Annotated in this window: 27 protein-coding genes and 1 riboswitch; of the genes, 16 read left to right on the top strand and 11 right to left on the bottom strand. The window is 72.5% G+C overall.

Annotation, left to right across the window (positions count from 1 at the left end):
- Window positions 1-15 precede the first annotated feature (15 nt).
- Entirely contained in the window at window positions 16-1620 is a 1605-nt protein-coding gene (locus tag PUR26_RS27585) for a beta-N-acetylhexosaminidase (protein ID WP_329876726.1), read from the bottom strand.
- Between the two features lie 338 nt (window positions 1621-1958).
- Here PUR26_RS27585 and PUR26_RS27580 point away from each other — a divergent pair, with 338 nt between their 5' ends.
- The 8 genes from PUR26_RS27580 (at window position 1959) to PUR26_RS27545 (ending at window position 8492) form a co-directional block, all read left to right on the top strand.
- Window positions 1959-2552 carry a 2-oxo-4-hydroxy-4-carboxy-5-ureidoimidazoline decarboxylase gene (locus PUR26_RS27580; RefSeq protein ID WP_443077202.1) on the top strand — a complete coding sequence of 198 codons (594 nt, stop codon included), beginning with the start codon at window positions 1959-1961 and terminating at the stop codon, window positions 2550-2552.
- A gap of 147 nt (window positions 2553-2699) precedes the next feature.
- Complete coding sequence (gene sdhC, locus PUR26_RS27575) at window positions 2700-3080, top strand: succinate dehydrogenase, cytochrome b556 subunit (protein ID WP_329876254.1); 381 nt, start codon at window positions 2700-2702, stop codon at window positions 3078-3080.
- 8 nt (window positions 3081-3088) lie between these two features.
- Entirely contained in the window at window positions 3089-3574 is a 486-nt protein-coding gene (locus tag PUR26_RS27570) for a succinate dehydrogenase hydrophobic membrane anchor subunit (protein WP_329876252.1), read from the top strand.
- Window positions 3575-3594: 20 nt separating this feature from the next.
- Window positions 3595-5349 carry a succinate dehydrogenase flavoprotein subunit gene (sdhA, locus tag PUR26_RS27565; protein ID WP_329876250.1) on the top strand — a complete coding sequence of 585 codons (1755 nt, stop codon included), beginning with the start codon at window positions 3595-3597 and terminating at the stop codon, window positions 5347-5349.
- Window positions 5349-6116 carry a succinate dehydrogenase iron-sulfur subunit gene (locus tag PUR26_RS27560; RefSeq protein WP_329876248.1) on the top strand — a complete coding sequence of 256 codons (768 nt, stop codon included), beginning with the start codon at window positions 5349-5351 and terminating at the stop codon, window positions 6114-6116. Before sdhA ends, PUR26_RS27560 begins: the two co-directional genes overlap by 1 nt.
- A gap of 133 nt (window positions 6117-6249) precedes the next feature.
- On the top strand, window positions 6250-6753 hold the full coding sequence (locus PUR26_RS27555; protein WP_329876246.1) for a hypothetical protein: 504 nt from the start codon (window positions 6250-6252) through the stop codon (window positions 6751-6753).
- A 345-nt stretch (window positions 6754-7098) separates the two neighbouring features.
- Entirely contained in the window at window positions 7099-8289 is a 1191-nt protein-coding gene (locus PUR26_RS27550) for a cytochrome P450 (protein WP_329876244.1), read from the top strand.
- Window positions 8290-8297: 8 nt separating this feature from the next.
- The gene (locus PUR26_RS27545; protein ID WP_329876242.1) at window positions 8298-8492 is read left to right on the top strand and encodes a ferredoxin; all 195 of its coding nucleotides are present in this window, start codon (window positions 8298-8300) and stop codon (window positions 8490-8492) included.
- Between the two features lie 317 nt (window positions 8493-8809).
- Here the strand turns inward: PUR26_RS27545 and PUR26_RS27540 are convergent, their stop codons facing one another.
- Window positions 8810-9331 (bottom strand): MarR family winged helix-turn-helix transcriptional regulator, encoded by a 522-nt coding sequence (locus PUR26_RS27540; protein WP_329876240.1) that lies wholly within the window; start codon window positions 9329-9331, stop codon window positions 8810-8812.
- Between the two features lie 92 nt (window positions 9332-9423).
- Here PUR26_RS27540 and PUR26_RS27535 point away from each other — a divergent pair, with 92 nt between their 5' ends.
- The 4 genes from PUR26_RS27535 (at window position 9424) to PUR26_RS27520 (ending at window position 12439) form a co-directional block, all read left to right on the top strand.
- Window positions 9424-10701 carry an MFS transporter gene (locus PUR26_RS27535; protein ID WP_329876238.1) on the top strand — a complete coding sequence of 426 codons (1278 nt, stop codon included), beginning with the start codon at window positions 9424-9426 and terminating at the stop codon, window positions 10699-10701.
- A 94-nt stretch (window positions 10702-10795) separates the two neighbouring features.
- Complete coding sequence (locus PUR26_RS27530; protein ID WP_329876236.1) at window positions 10796-11230, top strand: hypothetical protein; 435 nt, start codon at window positions 10796-10798, stop codon at window positions 11228-11230.
- Between the two features lie 7 nt (window positions 11231-11237).
- Window positions 11238-11696, top strand: a complete 459-nt coding sequence (locus tag PUR26_RS27525; RefSeq protein WP_443077186.1) for a thiol-disulfide oxidoreductase DCC family protein — start codon at window positions 11238-11240, stop codon at window positions 11694-11696.
- A gap of 11 nt (window positions 11697-11707) precedes the next feature.
- Window positions 11708-12439, top strand: a complete 732-nt coding sequence (locus PUR26_RS27520) for a TetR/AcrR family transcriptional regulator (protein ID WP_329876234.1) — start codon at window positions 11708-11710, stop codon at window positions 12437-12439.
- 30 nt (window positions 12440-12469) lie between these two features.
- On the opposite strand, the gene PUR26_RS27515 is transcribed toward PUR26_RS27520, so the two are convergent.
- Both PUR26_RS27515 and PUR26_RS27510 read right to left on the bottom strand, forming a co-directional pair.
- Complete coding sequence (locus PUR26_RS27515; RefSeq protein ID WP_443077201.1) at window positions 12470-13840, bottom strand: metallophosphoesterase; 1371 nt, start codon at window positions 13838-13840, stop codon at window positions 12470-12472.
- An 81-nt stretch (window positions 13841-13921) separates the two neighbouring features.
- Entirely contained in the window at window positions 13922-14167 is a 246-nt protein-coding gene (locus PUR26_RS27510) for an SCO4848 family membrane protein (protein ID WP_329876232.1), read from the bottom strand.
- Between the two features lie 91 nt (window positions 14168-14258).
- On the opposite strand from PUR26_RS27510, the gene PUR26_RS27505 reads away from it, so the two are divergent.
- Window positions 14259-15533: a D-alanyl-D-alanine carboxypeptidase family protein gene (locus PUR26_RS27505; protein ID WP_329876230.1), complete on the top strand. Its 1275-nt coding sequence runs from the start codon at window positions 14259-14261 to the stop codon at window positions 15531-15533.
- A 57-nt stretch (window positions 15534-15590) separates the two neighbouring features.
- Here the strand turns inward: PUR26_RS27505 and PUR26_RS27500 are convergent, their stop codons facing one another.
- Genes PUR26_RS27500 through PUR26_RS27485 form a run of 4 tightly spaced genes read right to left on the bottom strand, consistent with a single transcriptional unit; the run spans window position 15591 to window position 18794 of the window.
- A complete protein-coding gene (locus PUR26_RS27500) occupies window positions 15591-16565 on the bottom strand; it encodes a YihY/virulence factor BrkB family protein (protein ID WP_329876228.1) in 975 nt (324 codons plus the stop codon).
- Window positions 16553-17113: a GtrA family protein gene (locus PUR26_RS27495; protein ID WP_443077185.1), complete on the bottom strand. Its 561-nt coding sequence runs from the start codon at window positions 17111-17113 to the stop codon at window positions 16553-16555. The genes PUR26_RS27500 and PUR26_RS27495 overlap by 13 nt, the downstream gene beginning before the upstream one ends.
- A complete protein-coding gene (locus PUR26_RS27490; RefSeq protein WP_329876226.1) occupies window positions 17110-18267 on the bottom strand; it encodes a decaprenyl-phosphate phosphoribosyltransferase in 1158 nt (385 codons plus the stop codon). The genes PUR26_RS27495 and PUR26_RS27490 overlap by 4 nt, the downstream gene beginning before the upstream one ends.
- Complete coding sequence (locus PUR26_RS27485) at window positions 18264-18794, bottom strand: phosphatase PAP2 family protein (protein WP_329876224.1); 531 nt, start codon at window positions 18792-18794, stop codon at window positions 18264-18266. Before PUR26_RS27485 ends, PUR26_RS27490 begins: the two co-directional genes overlap by 4 nt.
- A 188-nt stretch (window positions 18795-18982) precedes the next feature.
- Between PUR26_RS27485 and PUR26_RS27480 the strand changes: the two genes are divergently transcribed.
- Both PUR26_RS27480 and PUR26_RS27475 read left to right on the top strand, forming a co-directional pair.
- On the top strand, window positions 18983-20380 hold the full coding sequence (locus tag PUR26_RS27480) for an FAD-binding oxidoreductase (RefSeq protein WP_329876222.1): 1398 nt from the start codon (window positions 18983-18985) through the stop codon (window positions 20378-20380).
- A gap of 24 nt (window positions 20381-20404) precedes the next feature.
- Window positions 20405-21160: a decaprenylphospho-beta-D-erythro-pentofuranosid-2-ulose 2-reductase gene (locus PUR26_RS27475; protein ID WP_329876220.1), complete on the top strand. Its 756-nt coding sequence runs from the start codon at window positions 20405-20407 to the stop codon at window positions 21158-21160.
- Between the two features lie 163 nt (window positions 21161-21323).
- Here PUR26_RS27475 and PUR26_RS27470 read toward each other — a convergent pair whose 3' ends face one another.
- The 3 genes from PUR26_RS27470 to glyA all read right to left on the bottom strand — a co-directional run bounded on the left by PUR26_RS27470 (window position 21324) and on the right by glyA (window position 24571).
- Window positions 21324-21923, bottom strand: coding sequence for a 2'-5' RNA ligase family protein (locus PUR26_RS27470; protein WP_329876219.1), 600 nt, complete (start codon window positions 21921-21923; stop codon window positions 21324-21326).
- Window positions 21924-22001: 78 nt separating this feature from the next.
- Window positions 22002-23012, bottom strand: a complete 1011-nt coding sequence (trpS, locus tag PUR26_RS27465) for a tryptophan--tRNA ligase (RefSeq protein WP_329876217.1) — start codon at window positions 23010-23012, stop codon at window positions 22002-22004.
- Between the two features lie 287 nt (window positions 23013-23299).
- Window positions 23300-24571 carry a serine hydroxymethyltransferase gene (gene glyA, locus PUR26_RS27460; RefSeq protein ID WP_329876215.1) on the bottom strand — a complete coding sequence of 424 codons (1272 nt, stop codon included), beginning with the start codon at window positions 24569-24571 and terminating at the stop codon, window positions 23300-23302.
- A 64-nt stretch (window positions 24572-24635) separates the two neighbouring features.
- Window positions 24636-24726: riboswitch (ZMP/ZTP riboswitch) on the bottom strand.
- A gap of 159 nt (window positions 24727-24885) precedes the next feature.
- Between glyA and rocD the strand changes: the two genes are divergently transcribed.
- Window positions 24886-26100: an ornithine--oxo-acid transaminase gene (gene rocD / locus PUR26_RS27455; RefSeq protein ID WP_329876213.1), complete on the top strand. Its 1215-nt coding sequence runs from the start codon at window positions 24886-24888 to the stop codon at window positions 26098-26100.
- Window positions 26101-26229: the final 129 nt, after the last annotated feature.

Here is a 26229-nt window from a genome sequence, read left to right as displayed (position 1 = left end):
CCGGTGGCGGGAAATCTACGAGCCGTCGTCCAGTTTCCGGGCGAGCGCGCTGAAGTCGTCCCAGCTCGCGGTCGGTTCTCCCGCGACCCAGAGCTTCTCGGAGGTCGCCCGCAACGGCATGTGGATACCGCTCGCCACCTCCGCCTGGGTCTGCCGGCCGGCCAGGTCGCACCAGACGGCGAAACTGCCGCCGAGGATCTGGCCGTCGTAGCGCGCCGGGACGGGGGTCGAGCCGCGCAGGACCAGCGGGGTCCACTCCTCGTAGATGCGGCGGCCGGTCGGGTAGACGAACTCGTTCGGCTCACCGAGGACGTAATAGAGGTACTCGTCGTTGTAGTTGAGCACCTTGCGGCCCTCCTGCAGGTACTCCAGCGGCGGCCGGGCCCCGATCTCCTTGCCTGTCCAGTACGCCACCTGGAGGTCCTTGTCGGCGGCGACCGAGCCGCCCCGGAAGAACCCGTCGTTCCACGCCCTCAGCTCCTTGCCGGTCGGCCGCACCACGGCCGCCCGGTCGTTGAGCCAGCCGGTCGCCAGGTCCTGGACGGTCGCGTTCGCGCCGTACTTGCGCCGGGCCTCGGCCGCGAGCTGCGGGAAGGACGCCTCCGGGTCCCGCACCACCAGCGCCTGGTACTCGTCGGCGCCCAGGTGCCAGTAGGCCCCCGGGAAGAGCCCGGCGTACTCGCGCAGCAGCTCGTCGACGATCTTCGCGGACTCGGGGTTCGCGATGTCGACCGCGCCGCGTGTCGCCGTGCCCTGGACGTTCCTGAGCTGGAGGCCGGGGTGGGCGGCGATCACCGCGCCGAGGTGTCCGGGCGAGTCGATCTCGGGGACCACCTGGATGTGCAGGCTCGACGCCAGGGCGACGATCCGCCGCACCTCGGCCTTGGTCAGGTGCTGGGGCGAGACCACCTCGGGGTGGCTGTCGGACTCGATGCGGAAGGCCTGGTCGTCGGAGAAGTGCAGGCCGAGCTGGTTCATCTTGATGTCGGCCATGTCGCGCAGCCGGTCCTCGATCCACTCCGCGCTGAAGTGCTTGCGGGCGATGTCGACCATCAGCCCGCGCTGCGGCTTGGCGGGCGCGTCCCGCACGACGCCCTCCGGCACGATCCCGCCCGAGGCGAGCGCCTGCTTCAGGGTGCGCGTGCCGTAAAAGACCCCGGCCTCGCCCGATCCGCTGATGCGCACCCGCCCGTCACGCGTGGTGAGGGTGTACGCCTCGGCGCCGCCCTTCTGCGCGGTGTCCAGCGCCAGCTCGACGTCGCCCGCGCGGGGGGCGTTCTCGCCCCGGTAGGCGGCCTTCAGCTCACCGGCGAGCAGCCGGGCCTCGTCGGCGAGCGCGGCGCTGCCCTTGGCGATGACCACCGCCCTGCCGCTGACCGGGCGCCAGCCGGGCCCCCGGGCGGGTTGGTGCTCCCGCACGGAGGGGATGGTGCGGGGCTCGCCGGAGAGGGGATAGCTGCGCGTCGGTGTCGGTGTCGGCGAGATCCGGGCGGCGGTCGCGCCTGTGGACGCCTTCGCGTCGCCGGGGTCCTTGCCGCCGGGGTCGCCGTGCGCACAGCCGGGGACCGCGACGGAGAGGGCCACCGAGAGCACCACCGCCGCGGCCGCCGGCCGGCGCATGAGCCTGTGCAGAGGTTCGTACGGTTCGTGCCGGGGCCGGCGGCAGGCCCGGGACCGCGGGCCGGACAGGGGCCCCTTCTTCGCATACCGCTTCACGCGCGTGCCTCCTCCGTGAGCCGGATTCGTCCATCGCCTGTACTGAAACTCTCCCTTCCGGGTGAAGTTCGCGCATCTCTCGGACAGCTCGTGCTCACCCTCGGTAACATTGTGTCCCTTCTCTCACACCTTTCCCACGTCCCCCGCTGCTCCGCCGCCCCGTTCCGTCACCGTCGTCACTCCACTGCTCCACTGCTCCACCGTCTCGTTTTCCTCCCCTGTCCCGTTCGAGGAGGCCCACGCTGTCCAGCGAATCCACCGCCGGCGCCCCGAAGCGAACGCCGGCGCTCCCGGCCCCCGCGGGAGCCATATCCGGTCGGCCTCCCGGCGCCCACGCCCTGGAGGACCGGGGTCTGCACCGGTTCAACACCGTCGGCGGGGGTACGGCGGAAGCGGCCCTGCTCGCCTGCTGCGGCAGCCGCCGCTGGGCCCACCGGATCGCGGCGCACCGCCCGTACCCGACCCTGGAGGCGCTGCTCGCCGCCGCCGACGAGGCCAGCTACGACCTGTCGCGGGCCGACCTCGACGAGGCACTCGCCGACGAGATCCCCGCCGGGCCCCACCCCGGCGCGCCGGCCGCCGCCCTCACCGCCCTGCGGGCCGCCCACGCCGCGTACGAGAGCAGCTTCGGCCATGCGTTCGTCATCAGCCTGGACGGATTCCGGCCCGAGGAACACCTCGACCACGTGCTGGCCGGCATCCGCTCCAGGCTGGGCAACGAACGGGACGAGGAACGCGCCGTCGCCGCCGATGAGCTGCGCCGACTCGCCCGGGCCCGGCTGTCCCGGCTCGTGGCGGAATCGGGCCATCCGGATAGCCCGTCCGTGCTCGTTTGATTGCCTGTTTGATCACACTGGCTGACCCCGCGCGAGCGAACCGACATCTCGTCGCTACGATGACCGGGGCCGGTGGACCGTACCCGGCCGGGTCAGACCGACAGAGAAGCCGGCCGACCCCCAACCCCGCTCCCGGAGGGTTTTTCCGTGCCGGCTGGAACGCTGTACCGCGGCCGGGAAGGCATGTGGTCGTGGGTGGCTCATCGAGTCACCGGCGTCCTCATCTTCTTCTTCCTGTTCGTACACGTGCTGGACACCGCTCTCGTCCGTGTCTCCCCCGAGGCCTATGACGATGTCGTCGCCACGTACAAGACGCCACTCGTCGCGCTGCTGGAGTACGGCCTCGTCGCCGCAATCCTCTTCCACGCGCTCAACGGCCTTCGCGTGATCGCCGTGGACTTCTGGTCCAAGGGCCCGCGCTACCAGAAGCAGATGCTGTGGACCGTCATGGCCATCTGGTTCGTGCTGATGGTGGGGGCGCTCTACCCCGTCCTCGGCCACGCCGTACGTGAACTGTTCGGGAGCTGACGCCAGACATGTCCGCTGACACCACTTCCGCCGCCGTCGGCCCCGTCGAGGGAGAGCCCACGGGCCTCTACGACGTCGACAACCCGGCCCCGTACATCGAGGCGCCTCGCAAGCGCACCAAGAAGACCCCCAAGTCGACCCGCGGCAACTTCGAGATGGCCGCGTGGCTCTTCATGCGGCTGTCCGGCGTCGTCCTGGTCGTCCTCGTCATCGGCCACCTGCTGATCCAGCTCGTGCTGGACGGCGGCGTCTCCAAGATCGGCTTCGCCTTCGTGGCGGGCCGCTGGGCGTCCCCGTTCTGGCAGGTCTGGGACCTGCTGATGCTGTGGCTGGCCATGCTGCACGGCGCGAACGGTCTCCGTACGGTCATCAACGACTACGCGGAGCGCCCGAACACGCGTCTGTGGCTCAAGGGCCTGCTGTACACCGCCACGGTGTTCACCATCCTCCTGGGCACGCTGGTGATCTTCACCTTCGACCCGAACATCCGCTAAAGCCGGGGCTGACGAGACCAATGAAGATCCACAAGTACGACACCGTCATCGTCGGCGCCGGTGGCGCCGGTATGCGCGCGGCCATCGAGTCGACCAAGCGCAGCCGTACCGCCGTGCTGACGAAGCTCTACCCGACCCGCTCCCACACGGGCGCCGCGCAGGGCGGCATGGCCGCGGCGCTGGCCAACGTGGAGGAGGACAACTGGGAGTGGCACACCTTCGACACGGTCAAGGGCGGTGACTACCTGGTCGACCAGGACGCCGCCGAGATCCTGGCGAAGGAGGCCATCGACGCCGTCCTCGACCTGGAGAAGATGGGCCTGCCGTTCAACCGGACCCCGGACGGCACCATCGACCAGCGCCGCTTCGGCGGCCACTCCCGCAACCACGGCGAGGCCCCGGTCCGCCGGTCCTGCTACGCCGCGGACCGCACCGGTCACATGATCCTCCAGACGCTGTACCAGAACTGCGTCAAGGAGGGCGTGGAGTTCTTCAACGAGTTCTACGTCCTGGACCAGCTGATCACCGAGGTCGACGGCGTCAAGAAGTCGGCCGGTGTGGTCGCCTACGAGCTGGCCACCGGCGAGATCCACGTCTTCCAGGCCAAGGCCGTGATCTACGCGTCCGGCGGCACCGGCAAGTTCTTCAAGGTGACCTCCAACGCGCACACCCTGACCGGTGACGGCCAGGCCGCCTGCTACCGCCGGGGCCTGCCGCTGGAGGACATGGAGTTCTTCCAGTTCCACCCGACGGGCATCTGGCGCATGGGCATCCTGCTGACGGAGGGCGCCCGCGGTGAGGGCGGCATCCTCCGCAACAAGGACGGCGAGCGCTTCATGGAGAAGTACGCGCCGGTCATGAAGGACCTCGCCTCCCGTGACGTCGTCTCGCGGTCCATCTACACGGAGATCCGCGAGGGCCGCGGCTGCGGCCCCGAGGGCGACCACGTCTACCTGGACCTGACGCACCTCCCGCCGGAGCAGCTGGACGCCAAGCTCCCGGACATCACCGAGTTCGCGCGTACGTACCTCGGCATCGAGCCCTACACGGACCCGATCCCGATCCAGCCGACCGCGCACTACGCCATGGGCGGCATCCCGACGAACGTCGAGGGTGAGGTCCTCAGCGACAACACGACGGTCGTCCCGGGCCTGTACGCCGCCGGTGAGGTCGCCTGTGTGTCGGTGCACGGCGCCAACCGGCTGGGCACCAACTCGCTGCTGGACATCAACGTGTTCGGCAAGCGCGCGGGCATCGCCGCCGCCGAGTACTCGGCGAAGGCCGACTACGTCGAGCTGCCGGAGAACCCGGCGCTGTTCGTCCAGGAGCAGGTCGAGCGCCTGCGCAACTCCACCGGCTCGGAGCGGGTCGCGGTGCTCCGCAAGGAGCTCCAGGAGACGATGGACGCCAACGTGATGGTGTTCCGCACCGAGCAGACGATCAAGACCGCGGTCGAGAAGATCGCGGAGCTGCGCGAGCGGTACCTCAACGTGTCCATCCAGGACAAGGGCAAGCGGTTCAACACGGACCTGCTGGAGGCCATCGAGCTGGGCAACCTGCTCGACCTGGCCGAGGTCATGGCCGTTTCGGCGCTGGCCCGCAAGGAGTCCCGCGGCGGTCACTACCGCGAGGACTTCCCGAACCGCGACGACGTCAACTTCATGCGCCACACCATGGCGTACCGCGAGGTGGGCGACGACGGCGCCGAGTCGATCCGTCTCGACTACAAGCCGGTCGTCCAGACCCGCTACCAGCCGATGGAGCGTAAGTACTGATGGCTACCCCCGTACTGGACAAGGCCGAGTCCCCCTCCCCTTCGTCCCCCGCCTCCCCGTACATCACGGTCACCCTCCGGATCCGCCGCTTCAACCCCGAGCTCTCGGACGCGGCGGTCTGGGAGGACTTCCAGATCGAGATCGACCCCAAGGAGCGCGTGCTCGACGCCCTCCACAAGATCAAGTGGGACGTCGACGGCTCGCTCACCTTCCGGCGCTCCTGCGCGCACGGCATCTGCGGCTCCGACGCGATGCGGATCAACGGCAAGAACAGGCTCGCCTGCAAGACGCTGATCAAGGACATCAACCCGGACAAGCCGATCACGGTCGAGGCCATCAAGGGCCTGACGGTCCTCAAGGACCTGGTCGTGGACATGGAGCCGTTCTTCCAGGCGTACCGCGACGTGATGCCCTTCCTCATCACCAAGGGCAACGAGCCGACGCGAGAGCGTCTGCAGTCCGCCGAGGACCGCGAGCGGTTCGACGACACCACCAAGTGCATCCTGTGCGCGGCGTGCACGTCGTCCTGCCCGGTGTTCTGGAACGACGGGCAGTACTTCGGCCCGGCCGCGATCGTCAACGCCCACCGCTTCATCTTCGACTCGCGCGACGAGGCCGGGGAGCAGCGCCTGGAGATCCTCAACGACAAGGACGGCGTGTGGCGTTGCCGCACCACGTTCAACTGCACGGACGCCTGCCCGCGCGGCATCGAGGTCACCAAGGCGATCCAGGAGGTCAAGCGGGCGCTGATCACGCGCCGGTTCTGACGCTCCGCGCCGGCGGGCGCCCCCCGGTGGGCTCCTGACGCGTCGGCGCCTGACGCATCGTCCGAAGGCCCGTTTCTGTACGCTCACCCGTACAGGGACGGGCCTTCGCCCTGCCGGAGAGAAACGGGGAGAGATGAGCGAGCCGAATCCGTACGCGGACGGGGAGTACAAGTGGGGGCCCACCCAGCCTCCCGGGGCACCGGGATACGGGTACCCGCCGCCGGCCGACGGATACGGCTATCCGCAGCAGCCGACCCTGCCGGGCGCCTATCCGGCGCCCATGGGGCACACGGGCGCCCCGCTGGTGTCGATCGGTGACATCACCGTGCTGCAGGACTCGATCATCACCCCGGCCGGTCCGATGCCGCTCAAGGGCGCGGTGTGGAACGCCACCGACATGTCGCGTACGGAGGAGAAGATCCCGACCCACGCCATCGTGCTGGCCGTCGTCTTCTTCGTCCTCTGCTTCCTGGGTCTGCTGTTCCTCCTGATGAAGGAGAAGACGACGACCGGCTTCATCCAGGTGACCGTCACCAGTGGCGGCCGGCACCACTCGACGATGATTCCGGCCACCGGCCCCGAGTCCTTCCACATGGTGATGGGGCAGATCAACTACGCGCGTTCGCTGAGCATCTGAACAGCGTCCGGAGAGCGTCGGTCCGCCCGGAGGGCGGGGACGCCGTCCGGTGCGTGCGATCGCACGGCGGAGAAGCGAGTCACGGCACTGGGGGCACCTCCCGCGCCCGGAGGGCCACGGGCCCCTGGCGACCGACGACGACGCGGCGAGGCGCGGGACCGGGGCAGGTGAGCCCGGCAGGATCCGGACGAAGGACCCCGGGACCAGGCGCCCGGTGGCGGGGCGGCGGGGCGCCGCCCGCGTCGACCGTTGGGGCGGTTTGGCCGAACTGCGCGTAGACCAGGTGGGTGCCTGGGGCATGTAGTGGAGATCGGTATCGTCGTTCACCGCTAGCGAGGCCCCCACATGACGGAAACCGTTGCCTTTCCCCAGGACCGGACCTGTCCCTACCATCCGGCCCCCGCCTACGATCCGCTGCGCGGGAAGCGGCCGCTCGCCCGGGTCACGCTGTACGACGGACGCCCGGTGTGGTTCGTCACCGGGCACGCCGTGGCCCGCGATCTCCTCTCCGACCAGCGGCTGTCCACCGACAGCACCCACAAGTCCTTCCCCGTTCCGTCGGAACGCTTCATCGCCCTGCGCGCCAACCGCCGGTCCGCCCTGCTCGGTGTCGACGATCCGGAGCACAACGTCCAGCGGCGGATGGTGATCCCCAGCTTCAGCGTCAAGCACATCGCGAACCTGCGCCCGCGGATCCAGCGGACGGTGGACGGTCTGCTGGACGCGATGATCGAGCAGGGGCCGCCCGGCGAGCTGGTCACCGCGTTCGCGCTGCCGGTGCCGTCCATCGTGATCTGCGAACTGCTCGGCGTCCCCTACGCCGACCACGAGTTCTTCGAGGACCGTTCACGGCGGATACTGCGCGGCCCCCGGCCCCAGGACGCGCTGGAGGCCCGGGAGGAGCTGGACCGGTACATCGGGGACCTCGTCGACCGCAAGCACGCGGACCCCGGCGAGGGACTGCTCGACGAGCTCATCGCCCGGCAGTCGGCGAAGGGCCGTTACGACAAGGAGGAGGTGGTCGCGCTGGCCACCATCCTGCTGATCGCCGGCCACGAGACCACCGCCAACATGATCTCGCTGGGCACCTTCACCCTGCTGCGGCATCCGGAGAAGCTGGCCGAGCTGCGGGCCGACCCGGCACTGCTGCCCGCGGCCATCGAGGAGTTGCTGCGGTTCCTGTCGATCGCCGACGGGATGCTCCGGGTGGCCACCGAGGACATCGACGTGGCGGGGACGACGATCCGGGCCGGTGACGGGGTCATCTTCTCGACCTCGGTCATCAACCGGGACGGCGACGTCTACCCGGATCCGGACACGCTCGACTGGAGCCGCCCGGTCCGCCACCATCTGGCGTTCGGCTACGGCATCCACCAGTGCCTGGGGCAGAACCTGGCCCGGGCGGAGATGGAGATCGCCCTGGGGACGCTGTTCGGGCGGCTGCCTGACCTCCGGCTGGCGGCGCCCGCCGAGGACATCCCCTTCAAGCCGGGGGACACGATCCAGGGCATGCTGGAACTCCCCGTGGCCTGGTGAGGTGGAACATGCGCGTTTCGATCAAGAAGGACGTCTGCATCGGCGCTGGGCAGTGCGCGCTGACGGCACCGGACGTGTTCACGCAGGACGACGACGGTTTCAGCGAACTGCTCCCCGGCCGTGAGGACGGCGGCGGCAGTCCGCTGGTCCGCGAGGCGGGCCGGGCCTGCCCGGTGCAGGCCATCTCGGTCACGGAGGAGTAGGCCGTGTCCGCGGGGCCCCGCCCGGCCCGCCCCCCGGCCGGACGCCGCTGTCCGCACCCGCCCTGAGGCGGGGCCCCTCGTTCGGAGCAGCGGGGCCGGACCAGCTCGGGCCGGGCCGTGGAGCCCGCCTCGGCGGGCGCCGGCCGGCCCGCCCGGTCACGGCCGGTGTCCCGGTCGGTCGCGGCCGGTGTCGCGGTCCGGCGCGGCCGGCCGCGGTCGGTGCCGGTCGCGTCCCGGGCCGGCGGCGAGGCCGCGCGGGCCCCGGTGAGCGGTGGGAGGTCCGGTCGGGGGCGTCGGGCCGGCGTGCCGCGTGCCGGTCAGTTGCGCCAGGGCTCCTCGGCGCCCTGGCCCTCCGCGACCAGCATGACGCGTCGCAGCATGTCGTTGAGGTGCGTGCGCTCCTCCCCGCTGAGCACTCCCAGCAGCCGGTACTCCTCGTGCCCGACCACGTCCATCGCGCCCAGCCAGATGGTGCGGCCCTCGTCCGTGAGCTCGACGACGACCCTGCGCCGGTCGCTGGTGGAGGGCGTACGGCGCACGAGACCCCGGCGTTCCAGGGCGTCGAGGCGCCCCGTGACGGAGGCGGGGGCGAGATCCAGGTCGGCGGCGAGGTCCGAGGGCGCCGCGCTGCCGCCCCGCCCCGCGATCTTGTGCAGGGTGTCGAACTCGTGGCGTTCCAGGTCGAAGTCGACGAGCGACTGTTCCCGGACGCGCCGCAGATGGACGGAGAACTTCTTCATCCGGGTGACCGCGCCCTCGATCTCGGGGTCGAGGCCCGGCAGCACGGGCTGCCAGCGCGCCACGTGCTCGTCGGTCCAGTCGCGGTCGGTCGGCTCCATGCGCCCGATCGTACGCGGGGCGCGGGACGGCCCTTCGGGACCGACAAGTATTTCGTTGACGAATTATTCGCTACCGAAATACATTCATCACCATGCCCTCCGCACCGCACCCGCTGCGCACGCGCTCCTTCCGCCTGTTCTTCGCCGGGCGCCTTCTGTCGCTGCTCGGTGACGCCGTCGTCCCGGCCGCGCTCACGCTCGCCGTCCTGGCGGCCACCGGCTCCACCTCCGCCCTGGCACTGGTCCTCGCCTGCGCGATGGTGCCCAAGCTGCTCCTGCTGCCGCTGGGCGGCGTCCTGGGCGACCGGTTCGACGCCCGCACCGTCGCCCTCACCACCGACCTCGTCCGCGCGGCCGCACAGCTCGCCGTCGGCGTCCAGCTGCTCGGGGGCACCCCCTCGCTGCGGGTGATCGCGGTCGCCTCGGCGGTCGGCGGCGCGGCCGGGGCGTTCGCCATGCCGACGCTCTCGCCGCTGATCGCGGGGACCGTGGCGGCGGACGGCCGGGCCCGCGCCAACGCGGTGACGGGCGTCGCGACGAGCGCCACCCGGCTGGGCGGCCCGCTCCTGGCGGGCGCCCTGATCCTGACGGTGGGTCCGGGCTGGGTGTTCGTCCTGGACGGCGCCACCTTCCTCGCGAGCGCCGCGCTGCTCGCGGCCGTACGGGTGCGGCGGGTGCCGCTCCCCCGCCGTTCGCTCCGCGCCGACCTGGCGGAGGGGTGGCGGGAGGTGCGCGGCCGGGACTGGTACTGGACCAGCCTGATCGCCCACGCCGCGTGGAACGGCGCTGCCGCCGTCCTGATGACCCTGGCCCCGGCGGTCGTCCTGGCCCGCACGGGCGGGGAGGCCCACTGGCTGCTCTTCCTCCAGGCCGGCGCGGTGGGCCTGCTCCTGGGCTCCCTGCTTGCCGGGCGGGCCCGCCCCTCCCGCCCGGTCCTGACGGCGAACCTGGGGCTCGCGACGTACGCCCTGCCGCTCGGGCTGCTCGCCGCCTGCGCGCCGATGCCGCTGACCGTCGCCGCGTACGGACTGGCGCAGGCGGGCCTGGGATTCCTCTCCCCGGTCTGGAGCACCACGGTCCAGCAGGCGATACCCGCCCATGTGCTCGCCCGCGTCACCTCCTACGACTGGCTGGTCTCGCTCGCCGCCATGCCGCTCGGCTACGCGCTCGCACCTTCCGCCGCCGCCCTCTGGGGCCCCGAGGTGCCGCTCGCGGCGGCCGGGGCGGTGGTGGGCGCGCTCTGCCTGGGGACGGCCCTGGTGCCGGGGGTGCGGCGGCTCACCGCCCGGCCGGTGCCCCCCGCTGCCGGACCCGAGGGCACCGGCGACGCCCGGCGGTCCCCCGGCGCGGCCACCGCCCGCACCGGGTGAGGCCGCCACGGGGCCCGAGCTTCTTGAACATGTTCAAAGACAGGTCTACAGTCAGGTCCACCAGCTTTTGAACGCGTTCAAGGGAGGGTGGGGGATGGACCTCACTGTCATCGCGTATGTCGTCTACCTGCTGATCAGCGTGGCGCTCACCATCTGGGTGGCCCGCACGCTCAGCCGGAACGGACGGATCTTCCTCGCCGACGTGCTGAAGGGGAACGAGAAGCTCGCCGAAGCGGTGAACCACCTTCTCGTCGTCGGCTTCTACCTCGTCAACTTCGGTTTCGTGGCGCTCTATCTGAGCCAGGACGAGGCGGTCGTCGACGCCAGGCAGCTCTTCGAGGCGCTCTCGGTCAAGCTCGGGGTCGTCCTGCTCGTCCTCGGCGTGATGCACCTGGGCAACGTCTACGTACTGAACAGAATCCGCCGGCGCGGTGCGATGGACCGCGAGCAGGTGCCTCCGGTCCCACCGCAGGGCTGGACGGGCGGGCCCGGCAACGGCCCCTGGACCGCGCCCGCGTCCGGCGCGTGAGACGGCCGTGACCATCCCCGCGGGCCCGGCGGCCCGGCCTTCGGAGCCCCTCGCGGCCCGGGCCCCCGTGAGGCGGCTGACCGTCCTGTACGACGCCGGGTGCCCGATCTGCGTCCACCTGCGGAACTGGCTCACGAGGCAGCGGCAGCTCGTACCGCTCGACGCGGTGCCCGCCGCCTCCCCGGAGGCCAGGCGCCGGTTCCCCGGGCTCGACCACGACGGCACCCTCCGCGAGATCACCGTCATCGGGGACGCGGGGCAGGTCTACCGCTCGACCGCGGCCTGGATCGTCTGCCTGTGGGCGCTGGCCGAGTACCGGCCCACGGCCCACCGGCTGGCCACCCCGGCCGGAATGCCCTTCGCCCGCGCCACCGTGCTCGCCGCCGCGAAGTGGCGGGAGGCGATCTCCGGCGGCGGCCCGGTCTGCGAGGACGGCCGGTGCGAAGCGCCCGGCCGTCCCGGCTAGGCTCGGACACCGTGAAGGACGTAAAGGCGGAGGGACCCGCCAAGGCCCCCAAGAGCGAACAGACCCGCGCCCTCATCCTCGAAACCGCGCTCCGGCTCTTCCAGGAGCGCGGTTACGACAAGACGACGATGCGGGCCATCGCTCAGGAGGCGGGTGTCTCGGTCGGCAACGCCTACTACTACTTCGCCTCCAAGGAGCACCTGGTCCAGGGTTTCTACGACCGGATCGCCGCCGAGCACGCGGCGGCGGTCCAGTCCGTCCTGGAGGGCGACACCGACCTGGCGGTACGCATCCGGGACACCCTGCTGACCTGGCTGGACGTGGCGGAGCCGTACCACCGCTTCGCCTCCCAGCTCTTCAAGAACGCGGCGGACCCGCAGAGCCCGCTCAGCCCCTTCTCGTCCGACTCCGTCGCGGCGCGCGAGGCGGCCATCTCCATCCACCGGCGGGTGCTCTTCGGCTCCGACACCAGGACCGCGCCCGAGCTCACCGAACGGCTTCCGCACCTGATGTGGCTGATGCAGATGGGGCTCGTGCTCTTCTGGGTGTACGACCGGAGCGAAGGCGCCGAACGCAGCCGCCGGCTGGTGGAGCGCACCGCGCCGATCGCCGCCCGGGCGATCGCGCTCTCCCGGTTCCGGGTGCTGAGGCCGATGGTGCGTCAGGTGCACGAGGTGCTGGAAGAGTTCATGCCCGGCGCGCTCGCCGGGGCGGCCGGGGCCAGGAGCACCGGATCCGGCTGAGCCGTACGGCCGGATCGCGGCGCTCCCGTGTCACGCGTCGCGTGAGGCCAGTTCGACGACGGTGATGTCCGACGGCGCGCCCACGCGCACCGGCGGGCCCCAGGCGCCCGCGCCCCGGGAGACGTACAGCTGGGTGTCCCCGTACTGTTCGAGGCCCGCCACGGTCGGGTTGGCGAGTTCGGCGACGAGGTTGCCGGGCCACAGCTGGCCGCCGTGGGTGTGCCCGGAGAGCTGGAGGTCGACGCCGTGCCGTACGGCGTCGTGGACGACGATCGGCTGGTGGGCCAGGAGCACGGCGGCACGGGCCCGGTCCCGGTCGCCGAGGGCTCTCGTGAAGTCGGCACCCGCGCCCTCGCTCTCGCCCGCGATGTCGTCGACGCCCGCCAGGTCGAAGCCGGCGATCTCGACCCGCTCGTTGCGCAGAGGACGGAGGCCCAGCTCGCGGACGTGGTCGACCCATGCGTCGGCACCGGAGAAGTACTCGTGGTTGCCCGTCACGAAGAACGAACCGTGCCGGGCGCGGAGCTCGGCCAGCGGCTCCGCCGCCGGTCCGAGGTCGGCGACGCTGCCGTCGACCAGGTCACCGACGACGGCGACCAGGTCGGGCTGGGTGGAGTTGACGGCGTCCACGATCCGCTGGGTGTGGGCCCGTCCGAGGATGGGCCCGAGGTGGACGTCGCTCACGACCGCGATCCGGAACCCGTGCCCGCCGCGCGCCAGCTTGGCCAGCGGCACGGTGACCCGCTTGATCCGGGGCCCGCGCAGGACGCCGTACGTGCCGTAGCCGACGGTCCCCACGGCGGCGGCCGCGGCGGCGCCGCCGACGACCCGTGACACGAACAGCCGGCGGGAGACAGCGGGGGACGGCGCGGCCGGGCCGTCGGGGGTGACGGGCGGGGCGGAGGGTGCGGAGGCGGCGGACGCGTCCGCCTCGGCACGCGCGTCCGCGTCCGCGAGCGCGGCGGGCGCCGTCGCGGGCGTGGCGGGCGGAGCAGGCACGTCCGGGCCCGGGGCGTCCGAGGGCGCACCGGCGAGCACGGCGGGGGCCGGAGCGGCGGCCGCCGTCGTGGTGGCGGCGGAGGACACGACGGCCGGGGCGGCCTGCGCGCCCGCCCGGCGCTCCAGCCGGCGCCGCAGCAGCGGGCGCACCGCCTCGCCGGCCACCAGGGCCAGCACCACGTACAACAGCAGCGCCAGCCAGAGGAACCCCGGCCAGGCCAGCACCTGCTGCACCCCGAACGGCGCCCCGGCCCGCCCGGACGTCAGCGCGCCGACCGACAGCAGCGGCAGGACGACGGCGGCCACCGTCCCCGCCCGCCGTGCCGTCCCGCCGGGGACCGTCACATCCCGCACCAGACGCAGCCAGACATACCAGTGCACCCCGGCGAGCAGGGCGACCATCACGACGAACACCAGCAGGACGACCAGCACGAGCCCGTACTCCCCAATCCGCTTTCGCGGTCGATCCGCTTACGCGGTCAGCTATTCGCGCTCGCGGCGCAATGCGCGCACGCCACGCAACCCGATCACGCCCACCGCCGTCCCCAGGAGAAAGGACGTGATGGCGAGCAGCAGATGGACCCAGAAGTACGCAGTCGGGTCACCCGCGTCGTCAAAAGCGAGACCGCTCCCGTCGTTCCACAGGTTCTTGACGAAAGTGATCCAGATGAACCAGCTCCACACCCCGAAAGCGAGCAGGAACCAGGAGGCGGAACGGCTGAGCTTCATGGACTCAGTATCACCGCCCATAGCGGCGCGTCTCAGGCGGGGTCGGGGTGTGGTGTCGGCATACGGCGACCTGCCCTGTACGTTCTCGACCGTGTCTGCTCTGAAAAAGACCGCATTGCTGGTCGCTGCTGCTGCGTTGCTGCCCGTTCTCACCACTGCCCCGGCGTCGGCGAGCCCTCTCCCGCAGGCAGACAAGAAGGAGAAGGAGGAGGACACCCAGCCGAAGCCGCCCGCGGTCATGTCCACGGTCGGTGGATCGCGGCTCGGCAAGCCGGGCACCCAGGTGAACCTCGGCAAGGGGGTGCCGGTCCTCCCCAAGGAGGTGACCGGGCGTTCCTGGATCGTCGCGGACGCCGAGACCGGCCATGTGCTGGCCTCCCACAACGCCCACTGGCGGCTGCCTCCCGCTTCCACGCTGAAGATGCTCTTCGCGGACACGTTGCTGCCCAGGTTGCCCAAGACCCGGTCGCACCTGGTCACCCAGGCCGAACTCGCCGGCGTCGGCCAGGGTTCCAGCCTCGTCGGCATAAAGGAGAAGCAGAGCTACACCGTTCACGACCTGTGGCTGGGCGTGTTCCTGCGCTCCGGGAACGACGCGGTGCACGTCCTGTCCGCGATGAACGGCGGGATCGCCAAGACCGTCGGCGACATGAACGCGCGCGCCGACGAGCTCCAGGCGCTCGACACGCACGTCGTCTCACCGGACGGCTACGACGCCGAGGGCCAGGTCTCCTCCGCGTACGACCTCACGCTCATCGCCCGCAGCGGAATGCAGAACAAGGACTTCAGGGAGTACTGCGCGACCGCGCGCGCGAAGTTCCCCGGGGAGCAGAAGGCCGGCAAGAAGCGCGAGATGTTCGAGATCCAGAACACCAACCGGCTGCTGACCGGGGATTACGGCATCCCCCCCTACAAGGGCATGGCGGGGGTCAAGAACGGCAACACCACACACGCCGGGTCCACCTTCACCGGGGTCGCCGAGCGCAACGGCAAGGTGCTCCTGGTCACCGTGATGAACCCGTCGGCGAAGGAGAGCCACGCCGTCTACAAGGAGACGGCGCGGCTGCTCGACTGGGGCTTCGCGGCCGTCGGCAAGGTCAGGCCGGTGGGCGAGCTGGTTCCGCCGAAGTCCGCGCGGACCGGGACGGACGGTGACACCGAGGCGGTGAACGACGACGGCACCGGCACCGGGACGGGGACCGGGGCCGCGAAAGCGGCGGTCACCGGGCACGGTTCGACCGGCATCGGGACCGCGCTGGCCGTGGTCGGCGGGTCGCTGGTGGCTCTGGCGGCCGCCGTGTTCCTGGTCAACCGGCGCTGGCCGCTGCCGGAGCTGGTGCGCCGCCGCCGTCAGCCCCGGCCCTAGGTCGCGTCCGCCCGCGGGGTCGTGCACGCCGGCCGACGGGTGGCCGGCCCGCGCGGGTCAGTACGCCTCGGGGCGGGCGGCCCCGGACCCGTCGGCCTTCCGCCCGTGGCACGCGGTCTGCGCGGTCTCCGGGTGCCGCGGGTCCTGCGCGGTCTGCGCGTCGTCGGCCCCGGGCTGCCGCCGTTCATGGCCGGTCGCCGTCCAGGCCGAGCAGAACAGCATCAGCTTCGCCGTGAAGTTGATCCAGAGCAGCAGTGCGACGGGCACCCCGAAGGCGCCGTACATGGACTTCGCCGCCACGTCCCGCATGTAGCCGCCGAGCAGCAGCTTCAGCAGTTCGAAGCCGACCGCCCCGATCAGGGCCGCGACGATCAGACGGCGGCGCGGCGGATGCACGGCGGGCAGCAGGGTCAGGACGTACAGCAGGATCAGGAAGTCGGCGGCGACGGCGACCAGGACCGCCCCCGCCTGGAGCAGGACGCCCCCGACGCCGCCGTCCGGGACGCCGAGCCGCTCGGCGCTCCAGCCGACGGCGGTGGAGCCGAAGGTGGAGGCCGCGAGCGAGGCGAGCCCGACGGCTCCGAGGCCCAGCAGGACGACCGCGTCCTTGCCCTTGCGGACGACCGGGTTGCCCTCGTCGGTGTCGTCGAGCTCCCACACCGCGCGCAGGCATTCGCGCATCGAGCCGATCCAGCCGATGCCGGTGAACAGGAGCAACGCGCCCGCCACGAGACCGACCGTGCCGGCGTTGGCGACGAGGGCGCCGATGTCGAGCTGGTCCGAGATGCCGGGGACCTGATCGGTCAGCCGGGTCTCGATCTCGCGGAGCTGTTCGTCGCTGAGCAGGGCCGCGCCGACGGCGGCGGCGACCGTGATCAGCGGGAACAGCGCGAGGAAACTGATGAAGGTGATCGCGGCGGCCAGCCGGGTCCAGTGGACGCGATCGAGGGTCTCGTACGAGCGCCATGCGTGCGTCCGCATGAGGCGGGTCGCCCACGGGCCGATCACAGGGATCTTGGTCAGCCAGTCCATGCCGTGCCCCTACCCCGTCCGGCGAAGACCAGCGTGCGTGTCCCCCAGAAGCGCAGACAGGTCGCCAGGACCATGCCGACGCCCAGCCCCGCGACGGTGTCCGCGCGGGTGGAGGTCAGCCCCAGGCCGTAGTGCGAGATCCCCAGGCAGGCCATCTGCACGGCCGCTCCGGCGACGTTGACCAGGAAGAAGACGCCGTACTCCCGCACGCCGACCCCGCCGCGCCGGTAGGTGCCCAGGGCGTTGCCGAGGTAGGCGACGGTGCAGGCGGCGAGGAAGGCGAGGGCCTTGGCGGTGAGCGGTCCCTGGCCGAGGGGGCCGCGCAGCCAGAGGAAGAGGACGAGATCGGTGACGTAGGCGGCGGCCCCGGCCGTGAGGAAGCCCAGGACCTCCGCCCTGACCGGGACCGGCGCGGGCGCGCGGGCGGTGCCGGTGCCCTCGGGGACGGCCCGGGTCCGCCGCCGCGCGTCGGCCGGCGCCGCGGGCGCGGCGGTCGTGACCGTCGCGGTCCCGGTGGCTCCCGGGACGTCCCGCGTGGTTCCGTTCACAGGTCCGCCACCGCCATCGCGTACATCGCCGTCCAGACGATCCCGATGACGGCCAGGGGGCGGTCGCGCAGGACCACGTCCTCGGGGGCCCCGGCGGTGCCGCGGTCGGCGAAGACGGCGTAGCGCAGGACGGCGAGGATGAAGGCGATCACGGAGAGCTGGCGCCAGGGCAGCAGGGAGCCGTTGGCGGTGCCGCCGCTCTCCAGGGCCCACAGGCAGTAGCCGAGCACGGCGACCCCGGCGGCGAGTTGCCAGACGAAACGCAGGTATCCGGTGCTGTACTCGGTGAGCAGGGCACGGGTGGCGCCCTCGCTGCCGGCCATCTGGACGGCCTCCGAGTAGCGCTTGGCGGAGACCATGAACAGCGCGCCGAAGCCGGTCGTGATGAGGAACCAGCGGGAGAGCGGGATGCCGAGGGCGACCCCGCCGATCATGGCGCGCATCAGGAAGCCGGTCGTGACGACGGCGAGGTCGACGACGAGGACGTGCTTGAGGCGCAGGCAGTAGGCGAGCTGTATGACGAGGTACGCGCCGAGCAGCCCGGCGGTCATGACGTTGCACAGCACGGTCGCGCCGGCGACGGAGGCCATCGCGAGGACGCCGCCGAGACCGTAGGCCACCGGCACCGGTACGTCCCCGGCGGCCACCGGGCGGCGGCACTTGGCGGGGTGGGCGCGGTCGGCGTCGGCGTCCCGGGCGTCGTTGACCAGGTAGACGGCCGAGGCGGCCACGGTGAACAGCACGAAGACGACGGCCAGCTGGAGCACGGTACGCCGGGCCGCGAGCTCCCCCGCGGCGGCGGGCGCGGCGACGACCAGCAGGTTCTTGACCCACTGCCGGGGGCGCGCCGTCCGCAGCAGCCCCGCGCCCAGCCCGGCCCGCGGGCCGGTGGCCGTCCCGGTCCCGGTCTCGGCCCGGGTCCCGGCTCCCGGGGCGGCGGCCGTCCCGGTCCTGTTCCCGGGCCCGGTCGCGGTGACGCGCTCGGCCGCGGGTCCCGCCTCGCTCCCGGGCTCGTTCGCGGGTACGGCCCCGGTCCCGGCCGCCGGCGCGGCGGTGGCTCCGCCCGGCGCGTCGTGGGCGGGCCGGTCGACCAGCACGGCCCCGCGCTCGCCGGGGCGGGCGGGGTCGTAGGGGCGGTGCGGGGTGTCTGTCATGGGCGGGCACCGCCCCTGCGCTGCCACCGGGCGCCCGCCCCCGCCGTCAGGGCGCCCAGCAGCGCTCCGGCCACGACGTCCGTCGGATGGTGGACGCCCGCCACCAGGCGGGAGAGGCACATCGCGGCGGCCGTCGGGGCGGCCAGCCGCCGGACGGCCGGGTACAGCGCCCCGTAGGCCACCGCGGCGGCGGCGGCCGAGGTGGCGTGGGAGCTCGGGAAGGAGTGCCGTCCGGCGGTGCGGACCAGCGGCTCGGGCGGGCCGGCCGGCCGTGGCCGCCGCACCACCCGCTTCACGCCCATGCTCGCCAGATGGGCGGCACCGGTCAGTGCCGTGCCCCGCAGCCACTCCCCGCGCCGCTCCCGGTCCGCCGCCGCGCCCAGGAGGCCCGCCGCGATCCACAGGGCGGCGTGTTCGCCGCTGAACGACAGTGCCCGGGCGGCCGCGGCCACTCCCGGCCGGTGACCGCAGCCGCGCAGGGCGGCCAGCAGCCGGTGGTCGGCGCCCGCGCGGTCGACGTACCGCATCCGCCAGCCCCTTTCCTCCGTGCACCAGGGGTTCTCCGTGCACCGGACCCTGTGCACCAGGGGCGACTCTCGCCCGCCGCGCGGCGGGCGGCGCGGCAATCTTTCATGACACTCGTTCAATCACCCATTTCGGCGAGTCCCTTGCCATAGCCATCGAATGCCATGAATCCGCCTATACCGTCACGTCCATGTCTGCCGAGACCGCCGCCGCGGCCGCTTCCGGGGCCGCGGCGGGAAGCGCCGCCGCCGTCACCCTCACCGGCTGGGGCCGGACCGCTCCCACCGCCGCCCGTGTCCTGCGCCCCCGCAGTCCCGGGGAGGCCGCCGCCGCCGTCCGGGACTGCGGTGCCCGTGGCGGCATCGCGCGCGGTCTCGGCCGGGCCTACGGCGACGCGGCGCAGAACGCGGGCGGCACGGTGCTCGACATGACCGGCCTCGACCGGATCCGCTCGGTGGACGCCGAGACCGGCACGGTGGTCTGCGACGCCGGTGTCAGCCTCCACCGCCTGATGGAGGTGCTCCTCCCGCTCGGCTGGTTCGTACCGGTCACCCCCGGGACCCGGTACGTCACCGTCGGCGGAGCCGTGGGCGCCGACATCCACGGCAAGAACCACCACGTCTCGGGCTCCTTCGGCCGCCATGTGCGCGCCTTCGACCTGCTGACCGCCGACGGCACCGTCCGCACCGTCCTGCCCGGCACGGAGCTCTTCGACGCCACCACCGGCGGGATGGGCCTCACCGGGGTGATCCTCTCCGCCGAGCTCGCGCTGCTGCCCGTCGAGACGTCCCTGATGGCCGTGGACACCGAACGCGCCCGCGACCTCGACGACCTGATGGGCCGCCTGACCGCGACCGACCACCACTACCGCTACTCCGTCGCCTGGATCGACCTGCTCGCGCGCGGCGCCGCCACCGGCCGCGCCGTCCTCACCCGCGGCGATCACGCCCCCCTCGACGCCCTCCCGGCGCGGGCCCGCCGCGCGCCCCTCGTCCTCCGCCCGGGCGGAAGGCTGCCCGGGGCCCCCCGGCACCTGCCCGAGGGCCTGCTCGGCCGTGCATCGGTCGGGCTCTTCAACGAGTTCTGGTACCGGAGGGCGCCACGCCGGCGCACCGGGCAGCTCCAGCGGATCCCGGCCTTCTTCCACCCCCTGGACGGTGTCCCGCGCTGGAACCGGGTCTACGGCCGCGGCGGCTTCGTCCAGTACCAGTTCGTCGTCGGGTACGGCCAGGAGGACGTGCTGCGCCGGGTGGTGCGCCGCATCTCGCGCCGGGGCTGCCCCTCGTTCCTGGCCGTGCTCAAACGGTTCGGCGAGGGCGACCCGGGCTGGCTGTCGTTCCCGATGCCCGGCTGGACCCTGGCGCTGGACGTCCCGGCCGGGCTGCCGGGGCTCGGCGCCTTCCTCGACGAGCTCGACGCCGAGGTCGCGGCGGCGGGCGGCCGGGTCTACCTCGCCAAGGACGCGCGGCTGCGTCCGGAGGCGCTGCGCGCGATGTACCCCCGGCTGCCCGACTTCCTGGCCCTGCGCGCCGAGCTGGACCCCCGCTCGGTCTTCACCTCGGACCTCGCCCGCCGGCTGGGCCTGTGACCCCGTAAGGAGTGGTACGACGCCATGAAGGACGCCTTCGGCACCCCGCAGTCCCTGCTCGTCCTCGGCGGCACGTCCGCGATCGGCCTGGCCACCGCCCGGCGGCTGATCGCGCGCCGCACCCGCGACGTGTGGCTGGCCGGCCGGCCCTCGCCCGCCCTGGAGGACGCCGCCGCGTCCCTGCGCGAGCTCGGCGCGGACGTGCGCACCGTCCCGTTCGACGCGCTGGACACCGCCTCGCACGAGGAGACGCTGACCAAGCTCTTCGCCGAGGGCGACATCGACATGGTGCTGCTCGCGTTCGGCGTGCTGGGCGACCAGGCGCATGACGAGGCCACCCCGCTCGCCGCCGTCCAGGTCGCCCAGACCAACTACACCGGCGCTGTCTCATCGGGCCTGACCTGCGCGAACGCCCTCAGGTCACAGGGCCACGGCTCACTGGTCGTGCTGTCGTCGGTCGCCGGTGAGCGCGTCCGCCGGGCGAACTTCATCTACGGCTCCAGCAAGGCCGGCCTCGACGCCTTCGCCCAGGGGCTGGGTGACGCCCTGCACGGCACGGGCGTCCATGTGATGGTCGTCAGGCCCGGTTTCGTCCGCACCAGGATGACGGCGGGCCTGGAACCGGCGCCGCTGGCCACGACCGCGGAGGCGGTGGCCGAGGCGATCGAACGGGGGCTGCGACGCCGCTCGGAGACGGTCTGGGTGCCGGGAGCCCTGCGGGTGGTCATGTCGGCGCTGAGGCACGCACCGCGCCCGCTGATGCGCCGCCTGCCGCGATGACGGGACGGAGCGAGGACGCCGCGACGGGGCGCGGGACGAGGCGGCGGGGCAGAGACCGGCGCGCGGCCGTCGTGACGGCCCTGCGGCCGCGGACGCCCGGTGAGCGGCGCGGTGTCCGCCGGGAGCGGCGGCGGCCGGTACCGGGGGCCGGTACCGGGCCGGTTCAGCCGCGGGAGGTGGCCGGTTCGTCGACGGGCGTGCCCTGGGCGGGGACGCCCGGTACGCCCTTGACCGGACGGCCGGGGCCGAACCCGTACGTGCTGAGCTTGCGCCACACACCGTCCGCGCCCTGCTCGTAGAGGGCGAAGGAGTCGACGGTCCACTCCGCCTCGAAGTCGGCCAGCTCCTCGTACGCCCGGTCCATCGCCTCCTCGGAGATGCCGTGCGCCACCGTCACATGCGGGTGGTACGGGAACTGGAGCTCCCGCACCAGCGGGCCGGAGGCGTCGCGGATCCGCTGCTGGAGCCAGGAGCAGGCCGCCGTGCCCTCGACGAGCTGGACGAAGACGACCGGCGACAGCGGCCGGAACGTACCGGTGCCGCTCAGCCGCATCGGGAAGGGCCGGCCGGCCATGGCGACCTCGGCCAGGTGCGCCTCGATCGCCGGCAGCCGCGCCGCGTCCGCCTCGGTCGGCGGAAGGAGCGTGACATGCGTGGGGATGCCGTGCGCGGCGGGATCCCCGAAGCCCGCGCGCCGCTCCTGGAGCAGGCTGCCGTAGGGCTCCGGGACCGCGATCGAAACGCCGAGCGTTACGGTCCCCACGTCGTTCTCCTCAGTTCAGTCACCGGGTCCAGCGCCAGTGTGGCGGCTGGACCCACTTCGTGGCCAGCGTCGTCGGACTCAGTGCTTGGCGGGCAGGAAGCCCACCCTGTCGTAGGTCTGGGCGAGCGTCTCGGCGGCGACCGCGCGGGCCTTCTCCGAGCCCTTGGCCAGGAGGGAGTCCAGCGTCTCGGGGTCGTCCAGGAATTCCTGCGTGCGGGTCTTGAAGGGCGTGACGAAGTCCACCATGACCTCGGCGAGGTCGGTCTTCAGCGCGCCGTACATCTTGCCCTCGTAGTCGCGCTCCAGGGTCGCGACGGAGGTGCCGGTAAGAGTCGACATGATCGTCAGCAGGTTGCTGACGCCGGGCTTCTCCGCCGGGTCGAAGCGGATCACCGTGTCGGTGTCCGTGACCGCGCTCTTGACCTTCTTCGCCGTGGTCCTGGGCTCGTCCAGCAGGTTGATCAGCCCCTTGGGGGTGGATGCCGACTTGCTCATCTTGATCGCCGGGTCCTGGAGGTCGTAGATCTTCGCCGTTTCCTTCAGGATGTACGGCGCCGGGACCGTGAACGTCTCACCGAAGCGGGCGTTGAACCGCTCGGCGAGGTCGCGGGTGAGCTCGATGTGCTGGCGCTGGTCCTCGCCCACCGGGACCTCGTTGGCCTGGTAGAGCAGGATGTCCGCGACCTGGAGGATCGGGTACGTGAAGAGGCCGACGGTGGCGCGGTCGGCGCCCTGCCTGGCGGACTTGTCCTTGAACTGGGTCATCCGCGACGCCTCGCCGAAACCGGTGAGGCAGTTCATCACCCAGCCGAGCTGGGCGTGCTCGGGTACATGACTCTGGACGAACAGCGTGCAGCGCTCGGGGTCGAGGCCCGCGGCCAGCAGCTGCGCGGCGGCGAGCCGGGTGTTGGCCCGCAGCTCCGCCGGGTCCTGCGGAACGGTGATCGCGTGCAGGTCGACGACCATGTAGAAGGCGTCGTGGCTCTCCTGCAGGGCGACCCACTGACGGACCGCGCCGAGGTAGTTGCCGAGGTGGAACGAGCCCGCGGTGGGCTGGATCCCGGAGAGCACGCGGGGACGATGCCGCATGGCGGAGCCATTCCCCTGAGGGCGGTGATGGGCGACGGGCGGGCGATCAGAGGCCATGTTCCTCATTCTCTCAGGTGGCGCCGACAGGTCGGGAACCGAACGGCGAGACGAGGACCACAATGACGTCCGCCGCTCGGCTGAGGCGCGCGCGGCGACCCCTCCGGGCGGCCGCCGGCGCGGTACCGCCCCAGCGGCCCCCGGCTCCTGTCCGGACGGTCGGTCCGGACAGGGAACCGTGGGCCGGGGCGGACCGGGGGCCGGGGCGGACCCGGTGGCCGCCGTACGGGTCAGGCCGGGATGCCGGGGGCCGGGTGGGCGGCCATCAGGGCGGCCACCTCGGCGCGGATCTTCAGCAGGGCCTCCTCGTCGCCCGAACGGGCAGCCGTGACGCCCCGGTCGATCCACTCGGCGACGGCCGGCATGTGCTCCGTACCGAGGCCGCGCGAGGTCAGCGACGGGGTGCCGATCCGGATGCCGGACGGGTCGAAGGGCTTCCTGGGGTCGTAGGGCACGGTGTTGTGGTTGACGACGATCCCGGCCCGGTCCAGGGCCTTCGCCGCGATCTTGCCCGGCACGTCCTTGGGCGTCAGGTCCATCAGCACCAGGTGGTTGTCGGTGCCGCCGGAGACCAGGTCGAAACCGCGGGCCAGGAGGGCCTCGGCGAGGGCCCGGGCGTTGGCGACGACCGCGTGCGCGTAGTCGCGGAACGACGGCTGGGCCGCCTCGTGGAGGGCGACGGCGATCCCGGCGGTGGTCTGGTTGTGCGGGCCGCCCTGGAGGCCCGGGAAGACCGCCTTGTCGATGGCCTTGGCGTGCTCCGCCCGGGACATGAGCATGGCGCCCCGCGGCCCGCGCAGGGTCTTGTGGGTCGTCGTGGAGATCACGTCCGCGTGCGGGACGGGCGAGGGGTGGGCGCCGCCCGCGATCAGGCCCGCGATGTGGGCCACGTCGGCGACCAGTACGGCACCCGCCTCACGGGCGATCCCCGCGAAGGCGGCGAAGTCGATGGTCCGGGGCAGGGCGGTGCCGCCACAGAAGATGATCTTCGGGCGCTCCTTGAGGGCGAGGTCGCGCACCTCGTCGAAGTCGATGAGCCCGGTGTCCCGGCGCACGCCGTACTGGACGCCCCGGAACCACTTGCCGGTCGCGGAGACGCCCCAGCCGTGGGTGAGGTGACCGCCCATCGGCAGCGCCATGCCCATCACGGTGTCGCCCGGCTCGGCGAAGGCGAGGTGGACGGCGAGGTTGGCCGGGGAGCCGGAGTAGGGCTGGACGTTGGCGTGTTCGACGCCGAAGAGGGCCTTGGCGCGCTCGACGGCCAGGGTCTCGACCTGGTCGATGTTCTGCTGGCCCTCGTAGTAGCGGCGCCCGGAGTAGCCCTCGCTGTACTTGTTCTGGAGGACGGTGCCGGACGCTTCGAGGACCGCCCGGGACACGTAGTTCTCACTGGGGATCAGCCGCAGGGTGTCGGCCTGGAGCCGCTCCTCGGCACCGACGAGCGCGGCCAGTTCGGGGTCGGTGGCGCAGAGCGCGGGGTGGTGCGGGGGAAGGGTGGTCATGGCGTCCTTCGGGCTGGGGGGCGCCGCCGGAGCAGGCGGGGCAGCACCCACACGGAACAGGATTCCGGGGTGCCCAGGCGGGCGGCACCCTGCGTGGTCTGCCGCGCGCGGCTCCCCCGGGGTCGGTTCCCCGTACGCCAGTCGCCGCGCGTACCCCACAGCCTAGGCGATGCCCGCCGGGCGCCACCGGGTTCCGGTCCGCCCGGAGATCGCCGGCCGCCGCGCCGGATCCAAGGTTTCCCGGTCCGCGCGGCGAGCGACGATAGAAAGGAGCGCCACCCCCGCCCCCGGCCCGCAGGACGAACGGAGATCCGGTGTCGAGAACACAAGACGCGATCGCTTCCGCGGAGGCGCACAGCGCGCACAACTACCACCCCCTGCCCGTCGTCGTCGCCTCGGCGGACGGGGCGTGGATGACCGACATCGAGGGACGCCGATACCTCGACATGCTCGCCGGCTACTCGGCCCTCAACTTCGGCCACGGCAACCGCCGCCTGATCGAGGCGGCCAAGGCCCAGCTGGAGCGCGTGACGCTGACCTCCCGGGCCTTCCACCACGACCGGTTCGCCGAGTTCTGCGACCGGCTGGCCGCGTTCTGCGGCATGGAGATGGTGCTGCCGATGAACACCGGGGCGGAGGCGGTGGAGACCGCCGTGAAGACCGCCCGCAAGTGGGGCTACCGCGTCAAGGGCGTGCCGGACGGCATGGCGAAGATCATCGTGGCCGCCGACAACTTCCACGGCCGCACCACCACGATCGTCAGCTTCTCGACCGATCCGGAGGCCCGTGCCGACTACGGCCCCTACACGCCGGGCTTCGAGATCGTCCCGTACGGGGACGCGACCGCGCTCGCCGGGGCGATGACCGAGAACACGGTGGCCGTGCTGCTGGAGCCGATCCAGGGCGAGGCCGGGGTGCTGGTGCCGCCGGCCGGTTACCTCTCCCGGGTGCGGGAGTTGACCCGCGAGCGGAACGTGCTGTTCGTGGCGGACGAGATCCAGTCCGGCCTGGGCCGCACCGGCCGGACCTTCGCGTGCGAGCACGAAGGCGTCGTGCCGGACATGTACGTGCTGGGCAAGGCGCTGGGCGGCGGCGTGGTGCCGGTGTCGGCGGTCGTGTCGAGCGCCGCGGTCCTCGGGGTCCACCGGCCGGGCGAGCACGGCTCGACGTTCGGCGGCAACCCCCTCGCCTGCGCGGTGGCCCTGGAGGTGCTCGCGATGCTGCGCACCGGCGAGTACCAGCAGCGGGCCGCCGAGCTGGGCGAACACCTCCACCACGAGCTCGGGCTGATGGTGGGCGGGGGCGCGGTGGAGGCGGTGCGCGGACGCGGCCTGTGGGCCGGGGTGGACATCGCGCCCCGCCTCGGGACGGGGCGCGACATCTCGGAGCGGCTGATGGAGCGTGGCGTGCTGGTGAAGGACACCCACGGCTCGACGATCCGGATCGCCCCGCCGCTGGTGATCTCCAAGGAGGACCTGGACTGGGGCCTGGAGCAGCTGCGGGGGGTCCTGGCGGCCGGCGGAAGGTGACCGGTTCCGGGCCGCGGCCCGGAAGCGCCGCGGCCCGGACGGCGGGGCTCCGGGGGCGGGCGGCCCGCTCCCGGAGCGTCGTCGGTGCGGTGCGCCCTCACGCCCGTACCGGGAGGGCCCGCGCCCGGC

This window comes from Streptomyces sp. SP18CS02, from assembly GCF_036322365.1.
Classification (GTDB): domain Bacteria; phylum Actinomycetota; class Actinomycetes; order Streptomycetales; family Streptomycetaceae; genus Streptomyces.
Note: the sequence above shows the minus strand (reverse complement) of the source record. Positions and strands in the feature narration are given on the sequence as shown.

Excerpts from the sequence above, each read along its gene's own strand:
- PUR26_RS27555 (WP_329876246.1), top strand. The coding sequence starts at position 6,250 with ATGAGCGAGCCGAATCCGTACGCGGACGGGGAGTACAAGTGGGGGCCC.
- PUR26_RS27530 (WP_329876236.1), top strand. The coding sequence starts at position 10,796 with ATGGACCTCACTGTCATCGCGTATGTCGTCTACCTGCTGATCAGCGTG.
- PUR26_RS27535 (WP_329876238.1), top strand. The coding sequence starts at position 9,424 with ATGCCCTCCGCACCGCACCCGCTGCGCACGCGCTCCTTCCGCCTGTTC.
- PUR26_RS27550 (WP_329876244.1), top strand. The coding sequence starts at position 7,099 with ATGACGGAAACCGTTGCCTTTCCCCAGGACCGGACCTGTCCCTACCAT.
- PUR26_RS27560 (WP_329876248.1), top strand. The coding sequence starts at position 5,349 with ATGGCTACCCCCGTACTGGACAAGGCCGAGTCCCCCTCCCCTTCGTCC.
- PUR26_RS27480 (WP_329876222.1), top strand. The coding sequence starts at position 18,983 with ATGTCTGCCGAGACCGCCGCCGCGGCCGCTTCCGGGGCCGCGGCGGGA.
- PUR26_RS27485 (WP_329876224.1), bottom strand. The coding sequence starts at position 18,794 with ATGCGGTACGTCGACCGCGCGGGCGCCGACCACCGGCTGCTGGCCGCC.
- PUR26_RS27515 (WP_443077201.1), bottom strand. The coding sequence starts at position 13,840 with ATGGTCGCCCTGCTCGCCGGGGTGCACTGGTATGTCTGGCTGCGTCTG.
- PUR26_RS27570 (WP_329876252.1), top strand. The coding sequence starts at position 3,089 with ATGTCCGCTGACACCACTTCCGCCGCCGTCGGCCCCGTCGAGGGAGAG.
- PUR26_RS27510 (WP_329876232.1), bottom strand. The coding sequence starts at position 14,167 with ATGAAGCTCAGCCGTTCCGCCTCCTGGTTCCTGCTCGCTTTCGGGGTG.
- sdhA (WP_329876250.1), top strand. The coding sequence starts at position 3,595 with ATGAAGATCCACAAGTACGACACCGTCATCGTCGGCGCCGGTGGCGCC.
- trpS (WP_329876217.1), bottom strand. The coding sequence starts at position 23,012 with ATGCGGCATCGTCCCCGCGTGCTCTCCGGGATCCAGCCCACCGCGGGC.
- PUR26_RS27585 (WP_329876726.1), bottom strand. The coding sequence starts at position 1,620 with ATGCGCCGGCCGGCGGCCGCGGCGGTGGTGCTCTCGGTGGCCCTCTCC.
- PUR26_RS27490 (WP_329876226.1), bottom strand. The coding sequence starts at position 18,267 with ATGACAGACACCCCGCACCGCCCCTACGACCCCGCCCGCCCCGGCGAG.
- PUR26_RS27500 (WP_329876228.1), bottom strand. The coding sequence starts at position 16,565 with ATGGACTGGCTGACCAAGATCCCTGTGATCGGCCCGTGGGCGACCCGC.
- glyA (WP_329876215.1), bottom strand. The coding sequence starts at position 24,571 with ATGACCACCCTTCCCCCGCACCACCCCGCGCTCTGCGCCACCGACCCC.
- PUR26_RS27475 (WP_329876220.1), top strand. The coding sequence starts at position 20,405 with ATGAAGGACGCCTTCGGCACCCCGCAGTCCCTGCTCGTCCTCGGCGGC.
- PUR26_RS27540 (WP_329876240.1), bottom strand. The coding sequence starts at position 9,331 with ATGGAGCCGACCGACCGCGACTGGACCGACGAGCACGTGGCGCGCTGG.
- PUR26_RS27545 (WP_329876242.1), top strand. The coding sequence starts at position 8,298 with ATGCGCGTTTCGATCAAGAAGGACGTCTGCATCGGCGCTGGGCAGTGC.